Source organism: Bradyrhizobium sp. USDA 336 (genome assembly GCF_044908355.1).
Taxonomy (GTDB): Bacteria; Pseudomonadota; Alphaproteobacteria; order Rhizobiales; family Xanthobacteraceae; genus Bradyrhizobium; species Bradyrhizobium yuanmingense.
In genome coordinates, this window is record NZ_JBIYDC010000002.1 from 1,236,855 (window position 1) to 1,253,713 (window position 16,859).

Consider the following 16,859-nt stretch of genomic DNA (forward strand, 5'->3'; position numbering starts at 1 on the left):
AAGCCTTTACTGCGAGGTCCACGCGTTGGTGCGCACCTATCTCGAAAGCCGCCGCAACGAGATGCGCAAGATCGACCTCGATCCGGCGACCTTCATCCGCGTCAGCACGATCGAGTCGGTGGCGCACAACGTGGCCATCGCGCCAGTGCGGTATTTTGCGCGACCGGCTCAATCGCGCTGATGCCGATGAAGGCGGCGAGCCACTCGAGCGGGCAGATCCACAAGCGCGTCCGGTTATTCAATGTCACGGCGCTTCAAGAGTCATCTGCTACAGCACCTCGGCACGAACCTGGGCTACGCCGCGACTCGTAATCCCCAAGCTGCGCGCGGCAGCGAGCGAGAGATCGAGGACGCGGCCACGAATGAACGGGCCTCTGTCGTTGATGGTGACGATGACGCTGCTTCCTCCATGGGTCACGCGGACCTTGGTGCCGAACGGTAGGGTGCGATGCGCCGCCGTGAGGTGATTCCGATTGAATGTCGAACCGCTCGCTGTCTTGCCTTTGGAATATGAATAATAGGAGGCCTTTCCAGTAAAGACTCGATTGAAAGATCGCATGCCCGAGCGATCAGCCGATGGCTCTTGTGCGGTTGGAGGTGGCGCCTCAATCTGATCCTTCTTCGGCTGTTCGGGTCCAGCAGGCGCCGGCTCTGCCTGAGCCTTCGGAATGATGGACCACCGGTCATGGAAATCCTGTGCTTGAGCGCCGTTCGCGTTCAACCCGATCCAAGCAGGGACTGTCGCAATCGCCGCCATTCTGACGAGAAGATGCATTGTCGACCTCATGAACGATTGAAGATCAAGCCGACAATGCAAGCTCAGAGGTCGCGTTCCTTAAGACGCGCAAAAACGGTGATGACATACCGACATCGCGGAGCAAGAGCGTGCTTGACCACGCTCCGGCTCTCCCCGGCCTCGAATAATAATTATTTAATTTGTCAAAATTAAATATATTTAAATATTTAAATTGGCGAGGCGAGTTACCGCGCGACGACTGACGCGGTCGCGTCCCGGCGGAGGATGAGTCGCGCAAATACGATCAGCTTTGGACGCAGGCAGTGCGATCGTCATCAGGCCAGATGCGAAGTTCAAGAAGGATCGTGCGGAGCTAGATCGCAAGTGCCCTGGCTTGTCGCCCACCTACCTCAAATACCCCACCACCATCCGCGTCGTCTCGTCCACCAGCACCTTCACCATCTTCTCCGACAGCATCTCGCCGTTCAGCACCGTGTTGTGCGCGATGGCTTCGATCGCGCTCACGCACATGAACGCTGCGAGCGCGGGGTCGAGCTTGCGCATCTCCTTGCGGTGACGTTCGAGATAGGCGCGCACGAGGGCGTTGACTTCGTGGCTGTAGGCTTCGACCTCGGCGAGGTGGCCGGAGCGGGGGATCTGCTCGGCGAGGACGCGATGCAGGTTCGGGTCGATTTGATGGGCCTCGATCGCGACGGTGACGAGGCGGCGCACAGCCTTCTCGATCGGCAGATCGGCGACCTCCGCGAAGGCGGCGCGGACGACATTCATGATCGCCTCGTTGTGGCGGTCGATCACGGCGGCGACGAGCGCCTCCTTGCTGGGAAAATATTGGTAGAGCGAGCCGACGCTGACGCCGGCGATCTCGGCGATGCGGTTGGTACTGGTCTTCTCGAAGCCTTCCTTGACCAGAATGCGAGCAGTTGCCTCGACCAGCGCGTCGACGGTGGCACGGGATCGCTTCTGCGAGGCATTTTTCCGGGGTGTTGTGGACGGTTTGCGGGCCACGGACTTGTGATCTGAATGCGAGTAGGAAAAGCGAGTGAATGCTCGCATTATATCGTCCAATGGCGGCGGGTCGGCAACCCTCTTCGTCGCCGGGTCGAAACAGCCGGATGGGGATGTGGCGATGAGCGTTGCGAGACTTGTGTCGGCCTTTCAATTCTGTCCGGGCGGCTGCGTATTCGGCGCGCGGACGTCGCGCGATCCTGCACCAAGCCTGCAAAGCCGGGCGTTCAACCTGCTGCTGCGCCAGCTTCCGTACAAGGCGCAGCTCGCATCCGCCGAAGCGGTGCAGGCGCGTGTGCAGAAGCTGGCGCTGGCCCCGGCCTCTCACGAGCCGATCGGGGTCGGCGGCGGCGTCGAGGTGACGCTGACCAAGATGGGCGGCTGGCCGGTCTACTACACTGCTCCGGCGTCGGGCTACGAGGGCTGCAACTACGTCATGTTCCTGCATGGCGGCGGCTACATCAACGAGATCGCGCCGGCGCATTGGCGCTTCATCGGTGAGATGACGCGCAAGGCGCGCGTCTGCTGTGTCGTGCCGATCTACCCGCTGGCGCCGCGGGCGACCGCCAAGGACGTCGTGCCGGCGACGGCCGAGCTGCTGCGCATGCTGCTGGAAGACGCGGCCGATGCAAAGGTTACAGTCGTCGGCAATTCGGCCGGCGCTGGCCTTGCGCTCGCCGCCTGCCAATGGCTGCGCGATCGCGGGCATCGGCAGCCGAGCCGGATGCTGCTGATCTCGCCCGCGGCCGATGCCTCGGTCAGCCGTCCGGAGCAGGTTGCGATCGCCGCGCGCGATCCGATCCAGGATATTCCGGGCATCGTTGAGGCCGCGCGGCTCTATGCCGGCGAGCTCGAGGTCGGCCATCCCTTCGTCAGCCCGCTCAACGGCGGTTTCCGCGGGCTCGCGCCGATGACGATCTTTTCGGGCACGCGCGATCTTCTCTATCCCGACAGCGTCGACCTTGCCGCAAGGGCGAGGGCGGTGGGCGTGCCGATCGAGCTGCATCTATTGCGCGAGCAGCCGCACAACTTCGCGCTGATGCCGACGCCGGAAGGACGGCGGGCACGCGCGATCATCTTGCGTGAAGTGGCTTAGAGGGAGGGCGTGATCATGGTCACAGAGCGCCTGCCGTGATCGGTCTGGCGCCGTGTCCGCGCGGAGGGATAAGCGGCCCCCGGGCGTTTCCTCTTGGATTGATCGTTCTGGTATCCGTGGTCTCGATACCAGTGGTTTTGCGGGGCCTTAGGCGTGGCCCTTGATCTCATAGTGACCCGGCACGCATTTGTAGCGCTCGAGGCGCCAGTTCGCGTGATAAATCGGATGCTCACCCATCCACTTCGCGAGAGGCGCTTGTGCGCCGATCGCGCACTGCATCAGCGAAATCTCGGGTGTCATGTTGCTGTCGGTCACGATTTCCTCGACACAACTGCCTGAGCTGGCTGCGCCAAGTCGGCAAAGCACGGCAACGACGGTCACGAACATTCCTATCACCTCGTTGGTTGTTTCTGACCACGAAGAGGATGCAAGCGGAGTGCCAGAGCCTGTGACACGCAAACAACACGCTGGCCTGGCCGACTCAAATCCAGCGTCCACCCCCCATTTGGCGATTCGGATTGTAAAAAAATTGCCATTAACCCGAAGCCGGACAAATACGGGGAACCCGCTGGAAAACACCTGGGAATGATCGATTGTCCGGGCCGTGTCGCCTATGAGCCACTTCACAAGGCCCGCGCGCGGCATCGCGCGTAGTCCGCCCGCCGAAATTACCGAAGGCGAAGAGGGCAACGCGCGGCTTTTACCCGCGGATGTCGCGCTGCTACAGTTTTGCGCGCGCCGCGGTCAGCGGCGCCGTGACCAAGAAACACACCGACAAGGGGAGGGACCGAAGTCCCATGAAGGATTTTGCTGGAAAGATCGCGGTCATCACCGGCGGCGGCACGGGAATGGGGCGTGAGCTCGCGCGGCAGCTCGTCGCCGAAGGCTGCAACGTCGCGATGTGCGACGTCTCGGAAGCGGCGATGGCCGAGACCAAACGGCTCTGCGAAGTCGAGAAGCTGCCGCAGGGCCTGCGCGTCACGACGCACGTCGCCGACGTGGCGATCGAGGATCATCTGAAGCGGTTTCGCGATGAGGTCGCCGAGCAGCAGAAGACCGAAAAGGTTCATCTCTTGTTCAACAATGCCGGCATCGGCGGCGGCGGCAGCCTGTTCACCAACACCCGCGAGCAATGGGAGCGCACCTTCAACATCTGTTGGGGCGGGGTCTATCTCGGCGTGCGCACCTTCCTGCCGATGCTGGTCGCGGCGGACGAGGCCCACATCGTCAACACCGCGAGCGTCAACGGCTTCTGGGCTTCGATCGGCATGGGGCAGGCGCACACCGCCTATAGCTCCGCGAAGTTCGCGGTGAAGGGATTTACCGAAGCGCTGATCAACGATCTTCGCCTGCACGCCCCACACGTCAAATGCTCGGTGGTGATGCCCGGCCATATCGGCACGTCGATCGTCTCCAATTCGCGCAAGGTGCAGAGCGGCGACGGCTCGGAGCGGCTCAACGCCGACGAGGTGGCACTGACCCGCAAGCGCATGGCCGCCGCCGGCGTGCCGGATGCAGACAAGATGTCGGACGAGGACATCCAGGCCGCGTTCGCCGAGCGCGCCCGCAGCTTCCTGGAGGACGCGCCGACCACGGCCGCCCAGGCGGCGAAGATCATTCTGGACGGCGTCAAGGCGGAGCGGTGGCGCATCCTCGTCGGCGAGGATGCCGAGCGCCTCGACGAGCGTGTGCGCGCCACGCCGGAGCAGGCTTACGACCGTGCCTTCTACGAAAGTTTTACGCAGGAGGTCGGCTGGCGGCTTGGTTGAGGCCGCCGGCGGGGCGCCCACCCATCGCACCCGAGGAGGCGCGTCAGCGCCGTCTCGAAGGAGAGGCGTGCGCGCACGCCGCCGCTAGGGCGCATATTCGTTAGCGTGCCAACGAGGCGCGCTAATATGGCTATGATAGTCGTCATGGCAAGAGACGCTCGGACAATTCTATGTGCCAGCTACTGCCAATGTTCGTCGCGCACCATGAGCTGTTGGAATGTCATCCATCCGTCATGACGATGTTCAAGCGATGTTGATCTCAAATGCCTGTAATGCCGCGCGAGGCGGCTTGGTCGGCGATCTGAAATGGTTTAGTCAATCGGCGTAACGCGACGATTAGAGCGTAGCTTTTAGAGCGTAGCTTTCGATGATGCCCGCATGCCTCTCCGACGACTGGACCTTTTGCCCGGAGCGAGAGGACATTTCAGCTGAGTTCACGCGGCTGCTCACGGCGGCCCAGGAGGGCGGCGCCACAATCGCGGAATGCCTGATGATCGCGCGGCAGCTGAAGCCCGACGACGACCGCTCCTGGCACCGCGAGTGGAAGAAGCTGGCGCAGACCAATCGGCAGCGCGCGGAGGCCGCGTTCGCGGAGGGCCACCGCGCCAGTGCGCAGCGCAATTGGCTGCGCGCCATGAACTATTATGGGGCCGCAGCGATGCCGCTCGACGCCGCCGACGAGCGCCGCTGGGTGGCGGTGCTGGCCACGCAGGAATGCGCGCGCAGCTACCTCACCGCGCGCAGGCCGGCCGGCGAGGTGGCAACGATACCCTGGCTCGACGGGCATTCGCTGCAGGGCTATTTCCTTCCTGCGTCGTCGGGGACGGAGCCGGCGCCGACTGTGATCTGCATCGGCGAGCCCGGCCACCGCAAGGAAGAATTTCTGTTCAAGCTCGAGCCGCACGCGCGCGAGCGCGGCTTCTCGATGCTGGCGCTCGACCTGTTCGGCGACCAGCGCGACGATTTTCTCGATACGCTCTTGCGGCGCAGGGATATCGAGAGCGCGATCCCCGGCGTCATGGACTATCTGGAGACGCGGCGGGACGTCGATTTCGCGCGCGTCGCAATCGTCGCCGATGGCTGGGGCTCGTCCTTCGTGGCGCGCGCGGTATTGCAGGAGCCGCGGCTTGCCGCCGCCGTCTGCGACGGCGGCCTGTGGGACCTGCACGAGCGAGCCTTCTTCGCCAGCCGATTCGCGATGAGCGACGTCAGCATCGTGCCGGTGCCGCATGCGCCGCTGATGGCCTCCAGCGCCGACTGCCCGGTGCTGATCACCCTCGGCGAGGACGGCTGGCTCAAGGCCGACCGGGCGCGTCAGTTGGTCCAGAACTCCCGGCTCGGCAGCTCGGACGTCATGCTCAAAGTGTTCACTGCGGCGGAGACCGGCGCGGCGCAGGCCCATGCCGACAATCCGAGCCTTGCCAACGAGTACATCTTCGACTGGCTCGAATCGCGCCTTCGCGCGCCCAGGCGGGTCTAGCCGCCGGCTTCCGCCTCAGAAGTCGAGACTCAGGCGGACGCAGGCCTTTTCCAGCCGGGTCTTCAGCGTCGCGAGCTTGGTGGTGAATTCGGCGAGCTCGGCCTCGTCGAACTCCTGGAAGACGAATTCCTTGATGGTCTTGTACTGCTCGTTGAGGCTCGCCAGGTGCTTCTGCGTCTTCTCGGTCAGGGACAGCCGGACCACGCGCGCGTCGGTCGGCGAGGGGCGGCGGCGCAACAGACCCTTCTTTTCCAGCAGCTTGGACTGGGTGGTGACGAAGGACGGATCGACGTGGAGGAGCTTGGACACGACGTTGACCGGAATGCCGTCGTCCTTGTCCAGGTCTGAGATCGCCATCAGGATCAGCCATTGCGGCCCGCTGATGCCGAGCGTCCTCGCCCAGAACTGACGCAGCTCCTCGAGATACATGTTGATCGACGATATCTCCCAGGTGAATCGCCTGATGATATCCAGGTTGCCGATGGTGCGCAGGCGCGCCCCTTCTTTCCTCGTCGCGGACACAGCGTCACTCCCGCAAGCTGATTCTCTTTTCGATCGTTCGTTTGTGGGCATAGTCCACGCAACTCTGCTCTGACGCAAGTGCAGAGCAGGCTAATTGTGTCACGAAAACTACAAATATGACCCGATCAACCTTCTCGGGCCCAACCCGGTGTTGCGCCGCGGACACACGGTTAGCGAAACTACAAAGCTGATCTAATAAACTATTTTGATTAACGGAGCTGCGCGGGCATATTGATCCGTGACGGTGGGGGGTTCTCGATCGTCCCGTTGCAGGTGGTTCGCTCACGTCCCTCGCGAATGCGGGTACGTCCGAAAACGCGAAGCGGCCGAGCGGATTTGATGAAGAGACGGGGATCTGGGGGGCCTCATGGTCCGGTCTCCGTTAAATGAGCAACTTGGAGGTTTTAAATGAAAGTGGTGAAGAGCCTTTTGCTCGGCACTGCGGCGGGATTGATCGCCGTTGGTGGAGCTCAGGCAGCTGATCTTCCGGTCAAGGCCAAGGCGGTCGAGTACGTGAAGATCTGCTCGCTCTACGGCGCAGGTTTCTACTACATGCCGGGCACCGATACCTGCATCAAGCTCGGTGGTTACGTCCGCGCCGACATGCTTCTCGGCGGCGGCGGCGACTATGGCTTCAGGAACAGCTCGAGCAGTGTGAACGGCGGGTCCAACAACCGTCTGACCAACTACTATTACACCCGCGCTCGTCTGGACTTCAACATCGATACCCGCACGGCGACCGAATACGGCGTCGTTCGTACCTACGCCGACCTCGTCGTCAGCTATGACTCCACGAACGTCACTGGCAGCAATCCCTCGGCGTTCTCGACCAGTTCGGCTTCGCTCGGTCTCTACCATGCGTTCATCCAGTTCGCCGGCTTCACCTTCGGCCGCACGGTCTCGATCTTCGACGCTCCTTGGCAGAGCTATCCGGCGGGCGGCCCCGATACCATTCCGGGCGGCTCCAACCACGTCAACGGCGTGAACCAGGTTGCCTACACGGCCGACTTCGGCCAGGGCATCACTGCTTCGTTCGCGCTGCAGGACGAGACGTCGGCGAACAATGGTCAGTCGAACCTCTGGAACGTGTCGTCGGGTACGGCGGCGCAGTTCGTGACCGGCGTCTATGGCGCGAGCGCTTGGGGCGGCACGCGCATGCCCGAGGTGATCGGTCAGGTTCGTGTCGACCAGGCCTGGGGTCTGGCGCAGATCTCGGTCGCGGCCCATGAGCTGCATTCAGCCTATTACGGCGCGACTGAAGTCTCCGGTCATCCCTCCGACAAGTGGGGCTGGGCCGTGCAGGGCGCCTTGTCGATCAAGAACATCCCGACCGGCGCGGGTGACGTCATCAACCTGCAGGCCGTCTACACGGACGGAGCGACCCGCTACAACTTCCAGAGCCTGTTCCCGCAGAGCTTCTTCATGTTCAGCGGCAGCGGCAACGGCGCCTATCAGAGCACCGGGTTCGCCGGTGTCGCCGACGGCGTGTTCGGAACCGGTACCGGTATCGACACCGTTAAGACCTGGGGCTTCCGTGGTGGCTATACCCACAACTGGAGCCCGAACTGGGCCAGCGCCATCTACGGTGGCTATGCTCAGCTGAGGTACGGCACGACGGGCAAAGGCCTGATCTGCACCAACTTCGCCGCGATCGCCGTGGCCGGTTCGACCTGTAATCCGGACTTCAACTTCGCGGTGGTCGGTGTGAACACCGTGTGGACCCCGGTCAAGGGCTTGGCGTTCACTGCCGACTTGAGCTGGTCGCGTCTGGACCAGAAGTACTCGGGCGCAATCAACAGCCCCGGCATTGCCTCGGCTGCGAAGCCGGCGGCCGTGTACGAGCTGAAGGACCAGGACTCGGTGAGCATGCTGCTGCGCGCTCAGCGCAACTTCTGATCATCGATCGCGCAAATCGATCGGAGAACCCCGGCGGGAAACCGCCGGGGTTTTTTCACGGGCAATCGTTTCGGAAAATCGAATGGCCGTTGCAGAACACGAAGGCGTGCCATGCGATTCGATCGCATCAAACTTATTTACTTACCTGAGTTACTAAGCTATATAGCTTCTCAGCCAGATACGAAAGTTGCGGCTCTTAGCTTCATGCTAAGCCTCCAGAAACCTCCGGCGATGCCCCGCCGGAGGTTTTTTGTTGTGCAGATGCCCGCAATGTCAGCCGCGTATCGCGCGGGTGCGCGCCGGCGGCCGGTAGGCGAGGCGGCTGTGGCCGGGGCAATAGGGCTGGCCGTCCGGCGCCGTGTTGCCGCAGAAGCAGAAATCGTCTGCGCCCGGCGTCGAGATCGGCCAGCGGCAGCGATTCTCCGACAGCTCCAGCAACGAGCAGCGGTTGGCCTCGTCGATTGGGCCGGCAAACACCGGCGCATCGGTCTCGCCATAGATCGTGGCGAGCATCTCGTATTGCAGCCGCGGCACGGCCTTGCGCATCCGCGCCGGCGCAAGGCCTTTGTCCTGGACCTTGCGGTCGTCGACCGTCCGGCCGCGCGTCAGATTGAGCCGCGACAATTTGCCGATCACCGCGTTGCGGCTGACGCCGATGTCGGCGGCGATCTCGCGACAGGAGAGGCCGGCCTCGAAGTGCTGCTTCAGGAGTTCGATTCGTTCGTCGGTCCAGGTCGGTGAGAGAACAGGCATGTGTCGGCGATCCCAGGTTGCAGATGTCGGCCATCCGCGGTCTCGAGATCCGTCCGCCTCACGTACAGCGCGCGCTCACGTCCTGCCATTGTCGCGGATCGACAGAAGACCGTCCTTGATGGCGAGACGGATGCCTTCCTCGATCAATGTCCGTGCGACGCCGGGAACGCTGGTGCCGTGGGTGCCCTGTCTCACCAGCTTCTCCAGATACGCGATGGTCGAGAGCGCCAAGGTTACGGGAATGCGGTCAGTCTCGGCTTTTTCGGTGGCCATGGCCCGAACGCTAGCCTCTTACTCGGGTACATAAAAGTAACGATTAAGACTCTATTTAGGTTCGGGGGCGGAAGTCAAATGCAGGCTGTGCGTGACGCTCAGCATGTTGGAATCGCACGGGAAATTACCCACGACTCAGCGCGCCGCGCGGTAGACCGGGCGGCGGGGGTCGTCAATCGGTCGGGAAGGGGCGGCCCGGCTCAGCCGTGCACGATCGCCTTTTCGATCATGCAATGGATGCCTTTGGCGCCGTTGACGGTCTGGGTCACCCGGAGATCGGCGGCGAGGCTGCACAGCGTGTAGGCGTCCTCGCGCGACAGATTTCGCGTCTCGCCGAGCAGCGCGATCATGTCGCGCAGCGCGCGCACCACGCACTGGTCGAGATCGGGGTCCATCGCCATGGTCATGTAATGCGTCGGCGTCTCGGCGCGGGGGTAGTCGAGCTTCAGGTCCTTGCGCAGCGTCAGGCGGAAGCGGCCCTGCAGCGCGGTCTCGATTGCGGTGACGCAGACCTCGCCGTCGCCCTGCACGCCATGGCCGTCGCCGCAGGAGAACATTGCCCCTCGCACGAAGACCGGCAGATACAGCGTCGCACCTGCGCCGAGCTCCTTGTTGTCGAGATTGCCGCCCATCGCGCGCGGAATCAGCGAGGAGATCCGTCCCCAGGCCGGCGGCGGCGATACGCCCATCACGCCGAAGAACGGCTTCAGCGGCAGGTCGAGGCCCCACGGCATGCGGCCGACCATCCTGGTACGGTCGAGCGGAATGTTCAGGATCCGCGTCTCGTGGAAATCGTCGGGCAGGGTGCCGGACAGCGGCTTGATCATGTTCCAGCCCCAATCCTGCCGGAGCTGCACGTCGAGGATCTCGACCGCGAGCACGTCGCCGGGCTCGGCCCCTTCGACCGCAATCGGACCGGTGAGGATGTGGCCCGGCAGCATGCGCTCGTTATTGGCATGAACCTCGTGCATCTCGGGCGGAATGTGAAACCTGTCGCGATCAGGCAGCATGTCGGGACCGCCGCTGATGGTGTCGACCGTGACCTCGTCGCCGCTGGCCACGGTGAGGACGGGCTCGAGTGCGGCTTCGAAGAAGCCCCAATGGCAGGTTTCGGGGCTGGAATGCAGGTGACGATGGGTCATTTGCCGCGTCCGGTTGGTTTGATCGGTCCGGGCTTGACCCGGCGATCGATCCTCTTTCAAGAAGGATTTCCGAACAAGGCCGGGCCGGCCAAGCCCGCGCATGGCAGGCACGATCATTCCAGCGAGGCTCCTCTGTTTTTCGCTCTCTCCAAGACCATCGGCGTCGCGCTGCTGCCGATCAATCTTCTGGTCGAGCTCGGAATTGTGTCTGTCTTGCTGATGGCGACGCGCTTTGCCGCGTTTGGCCGCCGGCTTGCCGTGACCACGCTGGTGCTGCTGGCGCTCGCGGCGTTCTCGCCGCTCGGCAATCTCCTGATCTACCCGCTGGAGTCGCGCTTCCCGGCGTGGGACGCCTCGCGCGGCGCGCCCGACGGCATCATCGTGCTCGGCGGCTCGGTCGACACCGATCTGTCGGCGGCGCATCGCACGCCGGTCGTCGCGCACGCGGCCGATCGTCTGTTTGCGCCGGCCGAGCTTGCGCGCCGCTACCCCAATGCGCGCATCGTCTTCACCGGAGGCTCCGCGAACCTGGTATCGAGCGAGACCAGGGAGGCCGACTATTCCGCGCCGATCCTGGAGAATCTCGGCATCGCGAAGGACCGCCTGATCCTCGAGCGTAACTCCCGCAACACCTGGGAGAATGCGATCTTCACCAAGCAATTGGTATCACCAAAGCCCGGCGAGCGCTGGCTCCTGGTGACGTCGGCCTTCCATATGCCGCGCTCGATGGGAATCTTCCGCAAGGCCGGATTTGACGTCGAGGCCTATCCGGTGGACTGGCGGATGGGGGGACGTGAGGATCTATTCTCCTTCACCAACATGGGCGCGGACGGCTTGAGACGAACCGAAGTTGCGGTGCGCGAGTGGATCGGTCTTACCGCTTACCGTCTGATGGGCAGGATCTCCGAGTTGCTTCCGGGACCGGGCAGGGACTAGAACAAAGCCGCAAAACAAGAATACGCGGCGCACCATCGCCGGCGCGGAGGAAGCCATGCAACAGCAGAGTACGGACAGGATCGACCTTGCCGGCCTCGTCGCCGATCTCAACAGCCTGCTGCGGCTGAAGACGAACGTGATCGGCATGAAATTGTTCGCGAGCATCGCGGAGATGGAGGCGATCCCGAAGATCCGCCGCCCGAACGCAATTCACACCACCGACCAGATCGTCAGCATGGCCGCGCGCCTGGGCTGGACCGTCGGCATCACCGCCGACGATCTCGTGGGTAGCCAATGCCGTGCGGTGATCGGTCTTGCGCCGCAGGACGAGAAATGGCTCGCCGGCGAGAACTATGTCGGGGTGTGGCATGGCACGGCGGACGACGCGCGCAAGCGCCAGGAGGCGCTGGACGTGGTTCCGTTCGGACACTATCAGGCGCTCGCCGTCAGTCCGCTCGCCAGCGGCCGGCTCGATCCGCCCGACATCTGCCTCGTCTATGCGACGCCGGGGCAGATGATCATCCTGATCAACGGGCTGCAATATACCGGCTACAAGAAGTTCGAATGGGGCGTGGTCGGCGAGACCGCCTGCGCGGATTCCTGGGGGCGGGCGCTCAAGACCGGGGAGCCCAGCCTGTCCTTGCCATGCTATGCCGAACGGCGCTATGGCGGCGTGCCGGACGAGGAGATGCTGATGGCCTTGAAGCCCTCCCATCTCGCCAGGGCGATCGAGGGCATGAAGGCGCTGGCCAAGAACGGCCTGCGCTATCCGATCCCGCCCTATGGCATTCAAAGCGACGTCCGTGCCGGCATGGGCGTGAGCTACGCGAAGAAGTAAAGGCCGATCATGAGCTCTGCGAAATTCGACATCGTCGTCTACGGCGCGACCGGCTTCACCGGCCAGCTCGTCGCCGAATATCTGGCGGCGCATTACAAGGACGACAAGGCGCTCAAATGGGCGATGGCGGGCCGCAGCCTCGACAAGCTGACATCGGTGCGTGACGCCATCGGCGCGCCGGCCGACACGCGGCTGATCGTGGCGGATGCGTCGGATGCGGCGTTGCTGAAGGCGATGGTGGCGCAGACCAAATCGGTGATCACGACCGTCGGTCCCTACCAGTTCTACGGCGAGGATCTGCTCGCTGCCTGCGTCGCTGCGGGCGTCGATTATTTCGATCTTTGCGGCGAGCCGGTGTGGATGCGGCAGATGATCGACAAGTACGAGGCGGCGGCCAAGGCGAGCGGCGCGCGCATCGTGTTCTCCTGCGGCTATGATTCCGTGCCGTTCGAGCTCGGCACCTTCTTCGTGCAGGAGGAGGCAAAGCGCGTGTTCGGCGCGCCGGCACCACGTGTGAAGGGCCGCGTGCGCGACATGCGCGGTACGTTGTCAGGCGGCACCGCGGCGAGCGCGAAGGCGACCTTCGATGCCGTCGCCAAGGACCTCAGCCTCGTCGCCATCCTCAACGACCACTTCGCGCTGACACCTGATTTCACCGGTCCGAAACAGCCCAAGGGCAACAGGGCGGTCTTCGAAGAGGACCTGCAATCCTGGGCCGCGCCGTTCATGATGGCTCTGATCAACACCCGCAACGTCCACCGCTCCAACATGCTGATGGGCTTTCCCTACGGGAAGGACTTCGTCTACGACGAGATGGTGCTGACCGGTCCCGGCGAGAAGGGCGAGGCCAACGCCAAGCGCGTGATGGCGGCCAATGCCGAGAAGACCGGCCCCAACGCGCCGAAGCCGGGCGAGGGGCCGTCGAAGGAGGAGCGGGAGAACGGCCTGTTCAACCTGCTCTATGTCGCGATCGCCCCCGATGGCCGCATGGTCCGCGCCGGCGTCACCGGCGACCGCGATCCCGGCTACGGCTCGACCTCGAAGATGATCTCCGAATGCGCCATCTGCCTGCTGCGCGATGCGAAAGACGTTCCCGCCGGCTTCTGGACGCCGGGCGCGGCGATGCAGCACAAGCTGATCAAGCGGCTGCAGGACAATGCCGGGCTGACGTTTGGGGTGGAGAGCTAGGTCGGCTCTCGTAGGGTGGGCAAAGGCGCAACGCGCCGTGCCCACCATCTCTCAGTGGTGGGCACGCTGCGCTTTGCCCACCCTACGGCACCGTCTCTGTCACGCCGCCCTGGCATCATACGCGTACATGAAGTCCATGCCCTTGGCGCCCAGCGGCAGCAGCCATTTCAGCATCTGATTGCGCATCCAGGCGCCGGTGGCGCTGAACTCGCGCTTGCTGTTGCCGTTGCGGCGGGCGATCGCGACGATCTTCTCGGTACGCGGGCGGCGCTCGGCCTCGAAGGCCTGGAAGGTGGCGCCGAGCTCCTGGCCCTCCTGCATCAGCCGAGCAAATCGCATCGCGTCCTCCAGCGCCAGCGAGGCGCCCTGGCCGGCATGGGGGCTGGTCGCGTGCGCGGCATCGCCGATCAAGAGCGAACGCTTGCGCGACCAGGTCGGCAGGGTCGCGACGTCGAGCGTGTCGGTGACCAAGATGTTCTCGGCCGCTTCGATGATGGCGGGGATCGGATCATGCCAGCCGTGATGGAAGCCGCGCAGATGCTGTTTCAGCGTCGCATGGTCGAGCGCGCGGAACGTCGCCGCGTCCATGCCGTGCGCCGGCTGCGTGCTCCACCACATCACGCCGTCTTTCGGATCGGAGCTGCAATAGCCATAGCCGAAGAAGCCGCTCTGTCCGAAGGTCGTTTCGACGTGCTGGCCGATGGATCTGCCGTCGAGCACGGCATGCGGCACGAAGCCGCCGAAGCCGATCAGGCCGGTGTCGAACGGCTGCGGGCCGTCGGGCACGACCTGGCGGCGCACGACCGAGTGCACGCCGTCGGCGCCGATCAGGAAGTCGCCTTCGGCGGTGGTGCCGTCGGCGAAGTAGGCGATGATCGGCTGGTCGCCGCGATCCTCGATCTTGATCAGGCGCTTCTCGAAATAGAGCGAGACAGAGGCGCACCATGCCTTGTCGATCAGGATCTCGTTCAGCGTGGCGCGCGCGATGTTGACGGCCGGCTGGCCGAAGCGCCGCGCCAGGTCGCGGTTGATCGAGCCGAGCTTCTCGCCGCCCTGCGAATAGAAGTTGAAGGCTTCCGCGACCGAGCCGCGGTCGATCAGCTGCTTCGCCAGCCCGATCTCGTCCAGGACATGCATGCCGTTCGGTGCGATCTGCAGGCCGCCGCCGATGCCCTTCGAATAGGGCCAGGCCTCGTAGATCGCGGACTCGATGCCGGCGCGGCGGAGCAGCACCCCGGCGACGGGCCCGGCGATTCCGGCGCCGATGATCAGCGCCTTGCGGGGACGGTAGGTCATGGCTTGCTCCCGACGTTTCCGTGGTGCTAGGAAATTACGGTCATTAATTATCTTAGTAACTAAGATATATACTGCCTAAGAGATGAGGTGGGCCTTGTCAAGGACGAAGGCGCGCGCTGCGCTGCTGCAGGAGCTCGAGGATGCCATGCGCAGGTCCTCCGCGCAGGGCGTGCTCTACGGCCAGACCGTCGCCAACGTTGCCGGAATTGCCAATTCCGACCTCGAATGCATGGACATCCTGTATCTCGAGGGGCGCATCACCGCAGGGAGGCTCGCCGAGGTTACGGGCCTGACGACCGGTGCGATCACCGGCGTGGTCGACCGGCTCGAGAAGGCCGGCCTGGTGCGCCGCGAACGCGACGAGAAAGACCGCCGCAAGGTGTTCATCGCGGTCGTGCCCGAGGCGATCGCAAGGCTCGGCCAATTCTACGTGCCGATGCAGGAGGCGATGGAGAATGTCTGCAACGGCTATTCCGACGAGGAATTGCGGCTGCTGCTTCGCTTCTCCAATGAAGCATACAAGGGCACGCTCGCGGCGACCGAGGCCCTGAAAGGTCTGCTCGACACGCCGCCGGAAAAGCGGCCGGATCTCAAGCTGAAGAAGCGTCCTCGCCGGACCTGAGCTTGTAGGCTTGCGCGGCCGCGATCATGCCCCACACAGCGCCCAGCATCATCCAGAAGTGCCGCCAGTGGTCGGTGTCGATCACCAAGCTTTCGCCGACGGTGCCGAGGAAGGCGGAAAAGACCGCGAGGTAGGCGCGCTGCCACGGCACACGGATGAAGACGTGGCGGAAACCCATGATGACGGTGGTGAAGACCAGCGCGGGATAGCACACGCCGGAGAGCCAGCCGCCGGACATGAAGGCGTTGAGGTAGGAGTTGTGGGTGTCCTCGGGGAAGTAGCGGTTGAATTGCAGTGGACCGATGCCGAACGGCAGATCGAGCGCCATCTCCGCACCCAGGATGTGCCGGCCGAACCGGCCGAAGCGGCCTTCGTCATAGCTCTGGCCGAAGCTCGCGCGCTGCTTGAACATCTCCGCCGTGGAGTCGAGCGACAGCAGCACGGCGATCAGCGCGAGGCCGAGCACCGCGGCGACGATCGCCATGATGACGATGCGCGAGCGTTGCGCATTGGTGCGGCTGGTCAGCACCATCAGCGCCAGCATGAAGGCGGAGGTCAGCACCAGGCCGCCCCAGGCCGCACGCGAGAAGGCGAGCAGGATCGCCAGCGACATGATGCCGAAGGCGATGACGTTGCGGAATGCCTTGGCCATTTTATCGGAGACCACGCTCTGAAGCGCGAACAGCGCCGGCAGGATCAGGTAGGCGCCGAGCACGTTCGGGTCCTTGAAGGTGCCGCGCGCGCGGCCGTAGAGCGTCAAGAGGTCGTTGCCGCCGGGAACCAGGTGGAAGTAGCCGGCGATCGCCAGCAGCGCGGCAATCATCGCGCCGACCACGAGGCCGCGGCGCAGCATGTCGAGCCGGGCCTCGGTGTCCTCGGAGATGACCATGGCGAAGAACACCACGGTCACCGCCATGTACCAGGAGGTCGCGATCCAGCTCACCACCTCGGTCCGCTCGTACAGCGGAATCGCGCTGATGGTGTAGCCGACATTGAGCAGGATCAGCATCAACAGCAGCGGCATCAGCACGAGACGCAGGCGCAGGCCGGTGGCGAAAAAGGTGACGGTCGCGAGCAGCGTCGCTATCTCGTAAGGGCTCGGCTCGATGAAGACGATGGCGCCAGAGGCGCCGACCAGCCACACCAGCGCGCGCTGCAACGCCAGCACGCCGGGCGCGGCCGTTGCGGCTGCGTTCACTCCACCGGCTGTCGCCGCATACGCCATCAAACGCTCACGCTACTCGCACGCCACACAACGCCGTCATCGCCCTGCCTTCGCGGGCCAT

The 16,859-nt window shown here is 64.0% G+C and carries 18 protein-coding genes; 9 read left to right on the forward strand and 9 right to left on the reverse strand.

Features of this window, described 5'->3' with window-relative positions:
- Positions 1-28: 28 nt before the first annotated feature.
- Positions 29-181, forward strand: coding sequence for a hypothetical protein (locus ABIA45_RS06740; protein ID WP_271538069.1), 153 nt, complete (start codon positions 29-31; stop codon positions 179-181).
- 87 nt (positions 182-268) lie between these two features.
- Here ABIA45_RS06740 and ABIA45_RS06745 read toward each other — a convergent pair whose 3' ends face one another.
- The gene (locus tag ABIA45_RS06745; RefSeq protein WP_271538068.1) at positions 269-775 is read right to left on the reverse strand and encodes a septal ring lytic transglycosylase RlpA family protein; all 507 of its coding nucleotides are present in this window, start codon (positions 773-775) and stop codon (positions 269-271) included.
- 366 nt (positions 776-1,141) lie between these two features.
- On the reverse strand, positions 1,142-1,762 hold the full coding sequence (locus tag ABIA45_RS06750) for a TetR/AcrR family transcriptional regulator (RefSeq protein WP_271538067.1): 621 nt from the start codon (positions 1,760-1,762) through the stop codon (positions 1,142-1,144).
- Between the two features lie 121 nt (positions 1,763-1,883).
- Between ABIA45_RS06750 and ABIA45_RS06755 the strand changes: the two genes are divergently transcribed.
- Positions 1,884-2,858, forward strand: a complete 975-nt coding sequence (locus ABIA45_RS06755) for an alpha/beta hydrolase fold domain-containing protein (protein WP_271538066.1) — start codon at positions 1,884-1,886, stop codon at positions 2,856-2,858.
- 147 nt (positions 2,859-3,005) lie between these two features.
- Here the strand turns inward: ABIA45_RS06755 and ABIA45_RS06760 are convergent, their stop codons facing one another.
- Positions 3,006-3,245 carry a hypothetical protein gene (locus ABIA45_RS06760; RefSeq protein WP_025036674.1) on the reverse strand — a complete coding sequence of 80 codons (240 nt, stop codon included), beginning with the start codon at positions 3,243-3,245 and terminating at the stop codon, positions 3,006-3,008.
- 410 nt (positions 3,246-3,655) lie between these two features.
- On the opposite strand from ABIA45_RS06760, the gene ABIA45_RS06765 reads away from it, so the two are divergent.
- Together ABIA45_RS06765 and ABIA45_RS06770 are read left to right on the forward strand one after the other, a co-directional pair.
- Complete coding sequence (locus ABIA45_RS06765; RefSeq protein ID WP_157283505.1) at positions 3,656-4,627, forward strand: SDR family NAD(P)-dependent oxidoreductase; 972 nt, start codon at positions 3,656-3,658, stop codon at positions 4,625-4,627.
- Positions 4,628-4,994: 367 nt separating this feature from the next.
- Complete coding sequence (locus ABIA45_RS06770) at positions 4,995-6,107, forward strand: alpha/beta hydrolase family protein (protein WP_404651457.1); 1,113 nt, start codon at positions 4,995-4,997, stop codon at positions 6,105-6,107.
- Between the two features lie 15 nt (positions 6,108-6,122).
- Here the strand turns inward: ABIA45_RS06770 and ABIA45_RS06775 are convergent, their stop codons facing one another.
- Entirely contained in the window at positions 6,123-6,629 is a 507-nt protein-coding gene (locus tag ABIA45_RS06775) for a MarR family winged helix-turn-helix transcriptional regulator (RefSeq protein WP_025036671.1), read from the reverse strand.
- A gap of 408 nt (positions 6,630-7,037) precedes the next feature.
- Here ABIA45_RS06775 and ABIA45_RS06780 point away from each other — a divergent pair, with 408 nt between their 5' ends.
- Complete coding sequence (locus ABIA45_RS06780) at positions 7,038-8,525, forward strand: porin (protein ID WP_157283508.1); 1,488 nt, start codon at positions 7,038-7,040, stop codon at positions 8,523-8,525.
- Positions 8,526-8,798: 273 nt separating this feature from the next.
- On the opposite strand, the gene ABIA45_RS06785 is transcribed toward ABIA45_RS06780, so the two are convergent.
- The 3 genes from ABIA45_RS06785 to ABIA45_RS06795 form a co-directional block, all read right to left on the reverse strand.
- Complete coding sequence (locus tag ABIA45_RS06785) at positions 8,799-9,278, reverse strand: GcrA family cell cycle regulator (protein WP_404651459.1); 480 nt, start codon at positions 9,276-9,278, stop codon at positions 8,799-8,801.
- Positions 9,279-9,353: 75 nt separating this feature from the next.
- Complete coding sequence (locus tag ABIA45_RS06790) at positions 9,354-9,551, reverse strand: hypothetical protein (RefSeq protein ID WP_024341172.1); 198 nt, start codon at positions 9,549-9,551, stop codon at positions 9,354-9,356.
- A gap of 200 nt (positions 9,552-9,751) precedes the next feature.
- The gene (locus ABIA45_RS06795) at positions 9,752-10,693 is read right to left on the reverse strand and encodes an acetamidase/formamidase family protein (RefSeq protein ID WP_404651460.1); all 942 of its coding nucleotides are present in this window, start codon (positions 10,691-10,693) and stop codon (positions 9,752-9,754) included.
- A gap of 168 nt (positions 10,694-10,861) precedes the next feature.
- On the opposite strand from ABIA45_RS06795, the gene ABIA45_RS06800 reads away from it, so the two are divergent.
- The 3 genes from ABIA45_RS06800 to ABIA45_RS06810 are packed head-to-tail and all read left to right on the forward strand — an operon-like array spanning position 10,862 to position 13,655.
- The gene (locus ABIA45_RS06800) at positions 10,862-11,629 is read left to right on the forward strand and encodes a YdcF family protein (protein ID WP_404655621.1); all 768 of its coding nucleotides are present in this window, start codon (positions 10,862-10,864) and stop codon (positions 11,627-11,629) included.
- Positions 11,630-11,684: 55 nt separating this feature from the next.
- A complete protein-coding gene (locus tag ABIA45_RS06805; protein WP_275499911.1) occupies positions 11,685-12,467 on the forward strand; it encodes a DUF169 domain-containing protein in 783 nt (260 codons plus the stop codon).
- 9 nt (positions 12,468-12,476) lie between these two features.
- On the forward strand, positions 12,477-13,655 hold the full coding sequence (locus tag ABIA45_RS06810; protein ID WP_404651462.1) for a saccharopine dehydrogenase family protein: 1,179 nt from the start codon (positions 12,477-12,479) through the stop codon (positions 13,653-13,655).
- 99 nt (positions 13,656-13,754) lie between these two features.
- On the opposite strand, the gene ABIA45_RS06815 is transcribed toward ABIA45_RS06810, so the two are convergent.
- Positions 13,755-14,951: an FAD-dependent monooxygenase gene (locus tag ABIA45_RS06815; RefSeq protein WP_404651464.1), complete on the reverse strand. Its 1,197-nt coding sequence runs from the start codon at positions 14,949-14,951 to the stop codon at positions 13,755-13,757.
- A 145-nt stretch (positions 14,952-15,096) separates the two neighbouring features.
- Here ABIA45_RS06815 and ABIA45_RS06820 point away from each other — a divergent pair, with 145 nt between their 5' ends.
- On the forward strand, positions 15,097-15,573 hold the full coding sequence (locus ABIA45_RS06820; protein ID WP_198399736.1) for a MarR family transcriptional regulator: 477 nt from the start codon (positions 15,097-15,099) through the stop codon (positions 15,571-15,573).
- Here the strand turns inward: ABIA45_RS06820 and ABIA45_RS06825 are convergent.
- Positions 15,542-16,798 (reverse strand): O-antigen ligase family protein, encoded by a 1,257-nt coding sequence (locus tag ABIA45_RS06825; RefSeq protein ID WP_404651466.1) that lies wholly within the window; start codon positions 16,796-16,798, stop codon positions 15,542-15,544. The genes ABIA45_RS06820 and ABIA45_RS06825 overlap by 32 nt on opposite strands.
- Positions 16,799-16,859: the final 61 nt, after the last annotated feature.

Excerpts from the sequence above, each read along its gene's own strand:
- ABIA45_RS06745 (WP_271538068.1), bottom strand. The coding sequence starts at position 775 with ATGCATCTTCTCGTCAGAATGGCGGCGATTGCGACAGTCCCTGCTTGG.
- ABIA45_RS06780 (WP_157283508.1), top strand. The coding sequence starts at position 7,038 with ATGAAAGTGGTGAAGAGCCTTTTGCTCGGCACTGCGGCGGGATTGATC.
- ABIA45_RS06785 (WP_404651459.1), bottom strand. The coding sequence starts at position 9,278 with ATGCCTGTTCTCTCACCGACCTGGACCGACGAACGAATCGAACTCCTG.
- ABIA45_RS06805 (WP_275499911.1), top strand. The coding sequence starts at position 11,685 with ATGCAACAGCAGAGTACGGACAGGATCGACCTTGCCGGCCTCGTCGCC.
- ABIA45_RS06760 (WP_025036674.1), bottom strand. The coding sequence starts at position 3,245 with ATGTTCGTGACCGTCGTTGCCGTGCTTTGCCGACTTGGCGCAGCCAGC.
- ABIA45_RS06755 (WP_271538066.1), top strand. The coding sequence starts at position 1,884 with ATGAGCGTTGCGAGACTTGTGTCGGCCTTTCAATTCTGTCCGGGCGGC.
- ABIA45_RS06825 (WP_404651466.1), bottom strand. The coding sequence starts at position 16,798 with ATGGCGTATGCGGCGACAGCCGGTGGAGTGAACGCAGCCGCAACGGCC.
- ABIA45_RS06795 (WP_404651460.1), bottom strand. The coding sequence starts at position 10,693 with ATGACCCATCGTCACCTGCATTCCAGCCCCGAAACCTGCCATTGGGGC.
- ABIA45_RS06765 (WP_157283505.1), top strand. The coding sequence starts at position 3,656 with ATGAAGGATTTTGCTGGAAAGATCGCGGTCATCACCGGCGGCGGCACG.
- ABIA45_RS06770 (WP_404651457.1), top strand. The coding sequence starts at position 4,995 with ATGATGCCCGCATGCCTCTCCGACGACTGGACCTTTTGCCCGGAGCGA.
- ABIA45_RS06820 (WP_198399736.1), top strand. The coding sequence starts at position 15,097 with ATGCGCAGGTCCTCCGCGCAGGGCGTGCTCTACGGCCAGACCGTCGCC.
- ABIA45_RS06815 (WP_404651464.1), bottom strand. The coding sequence starts at position 14,951 with ATGACCTACCGTCCCCGCAAGGCGCTGATCATCGGCGCCGGAATCGCC.
- ABIA45_RS06810 (WP_404651462.1), top strand. The coding sequence starts at position 12,477 with ATGAGCTCTGCGAAATTCGACATCGTCGTCTACGGCGCGACCGGCTTC.
- ABIA45_RS06790 (WP_024341172.1), bottom strand. The coding sequence starts at position 9,551 with ATGGCCACCGAAAAAGCCGAGACTGACCGCATTCCCGTAACCTTGGCG.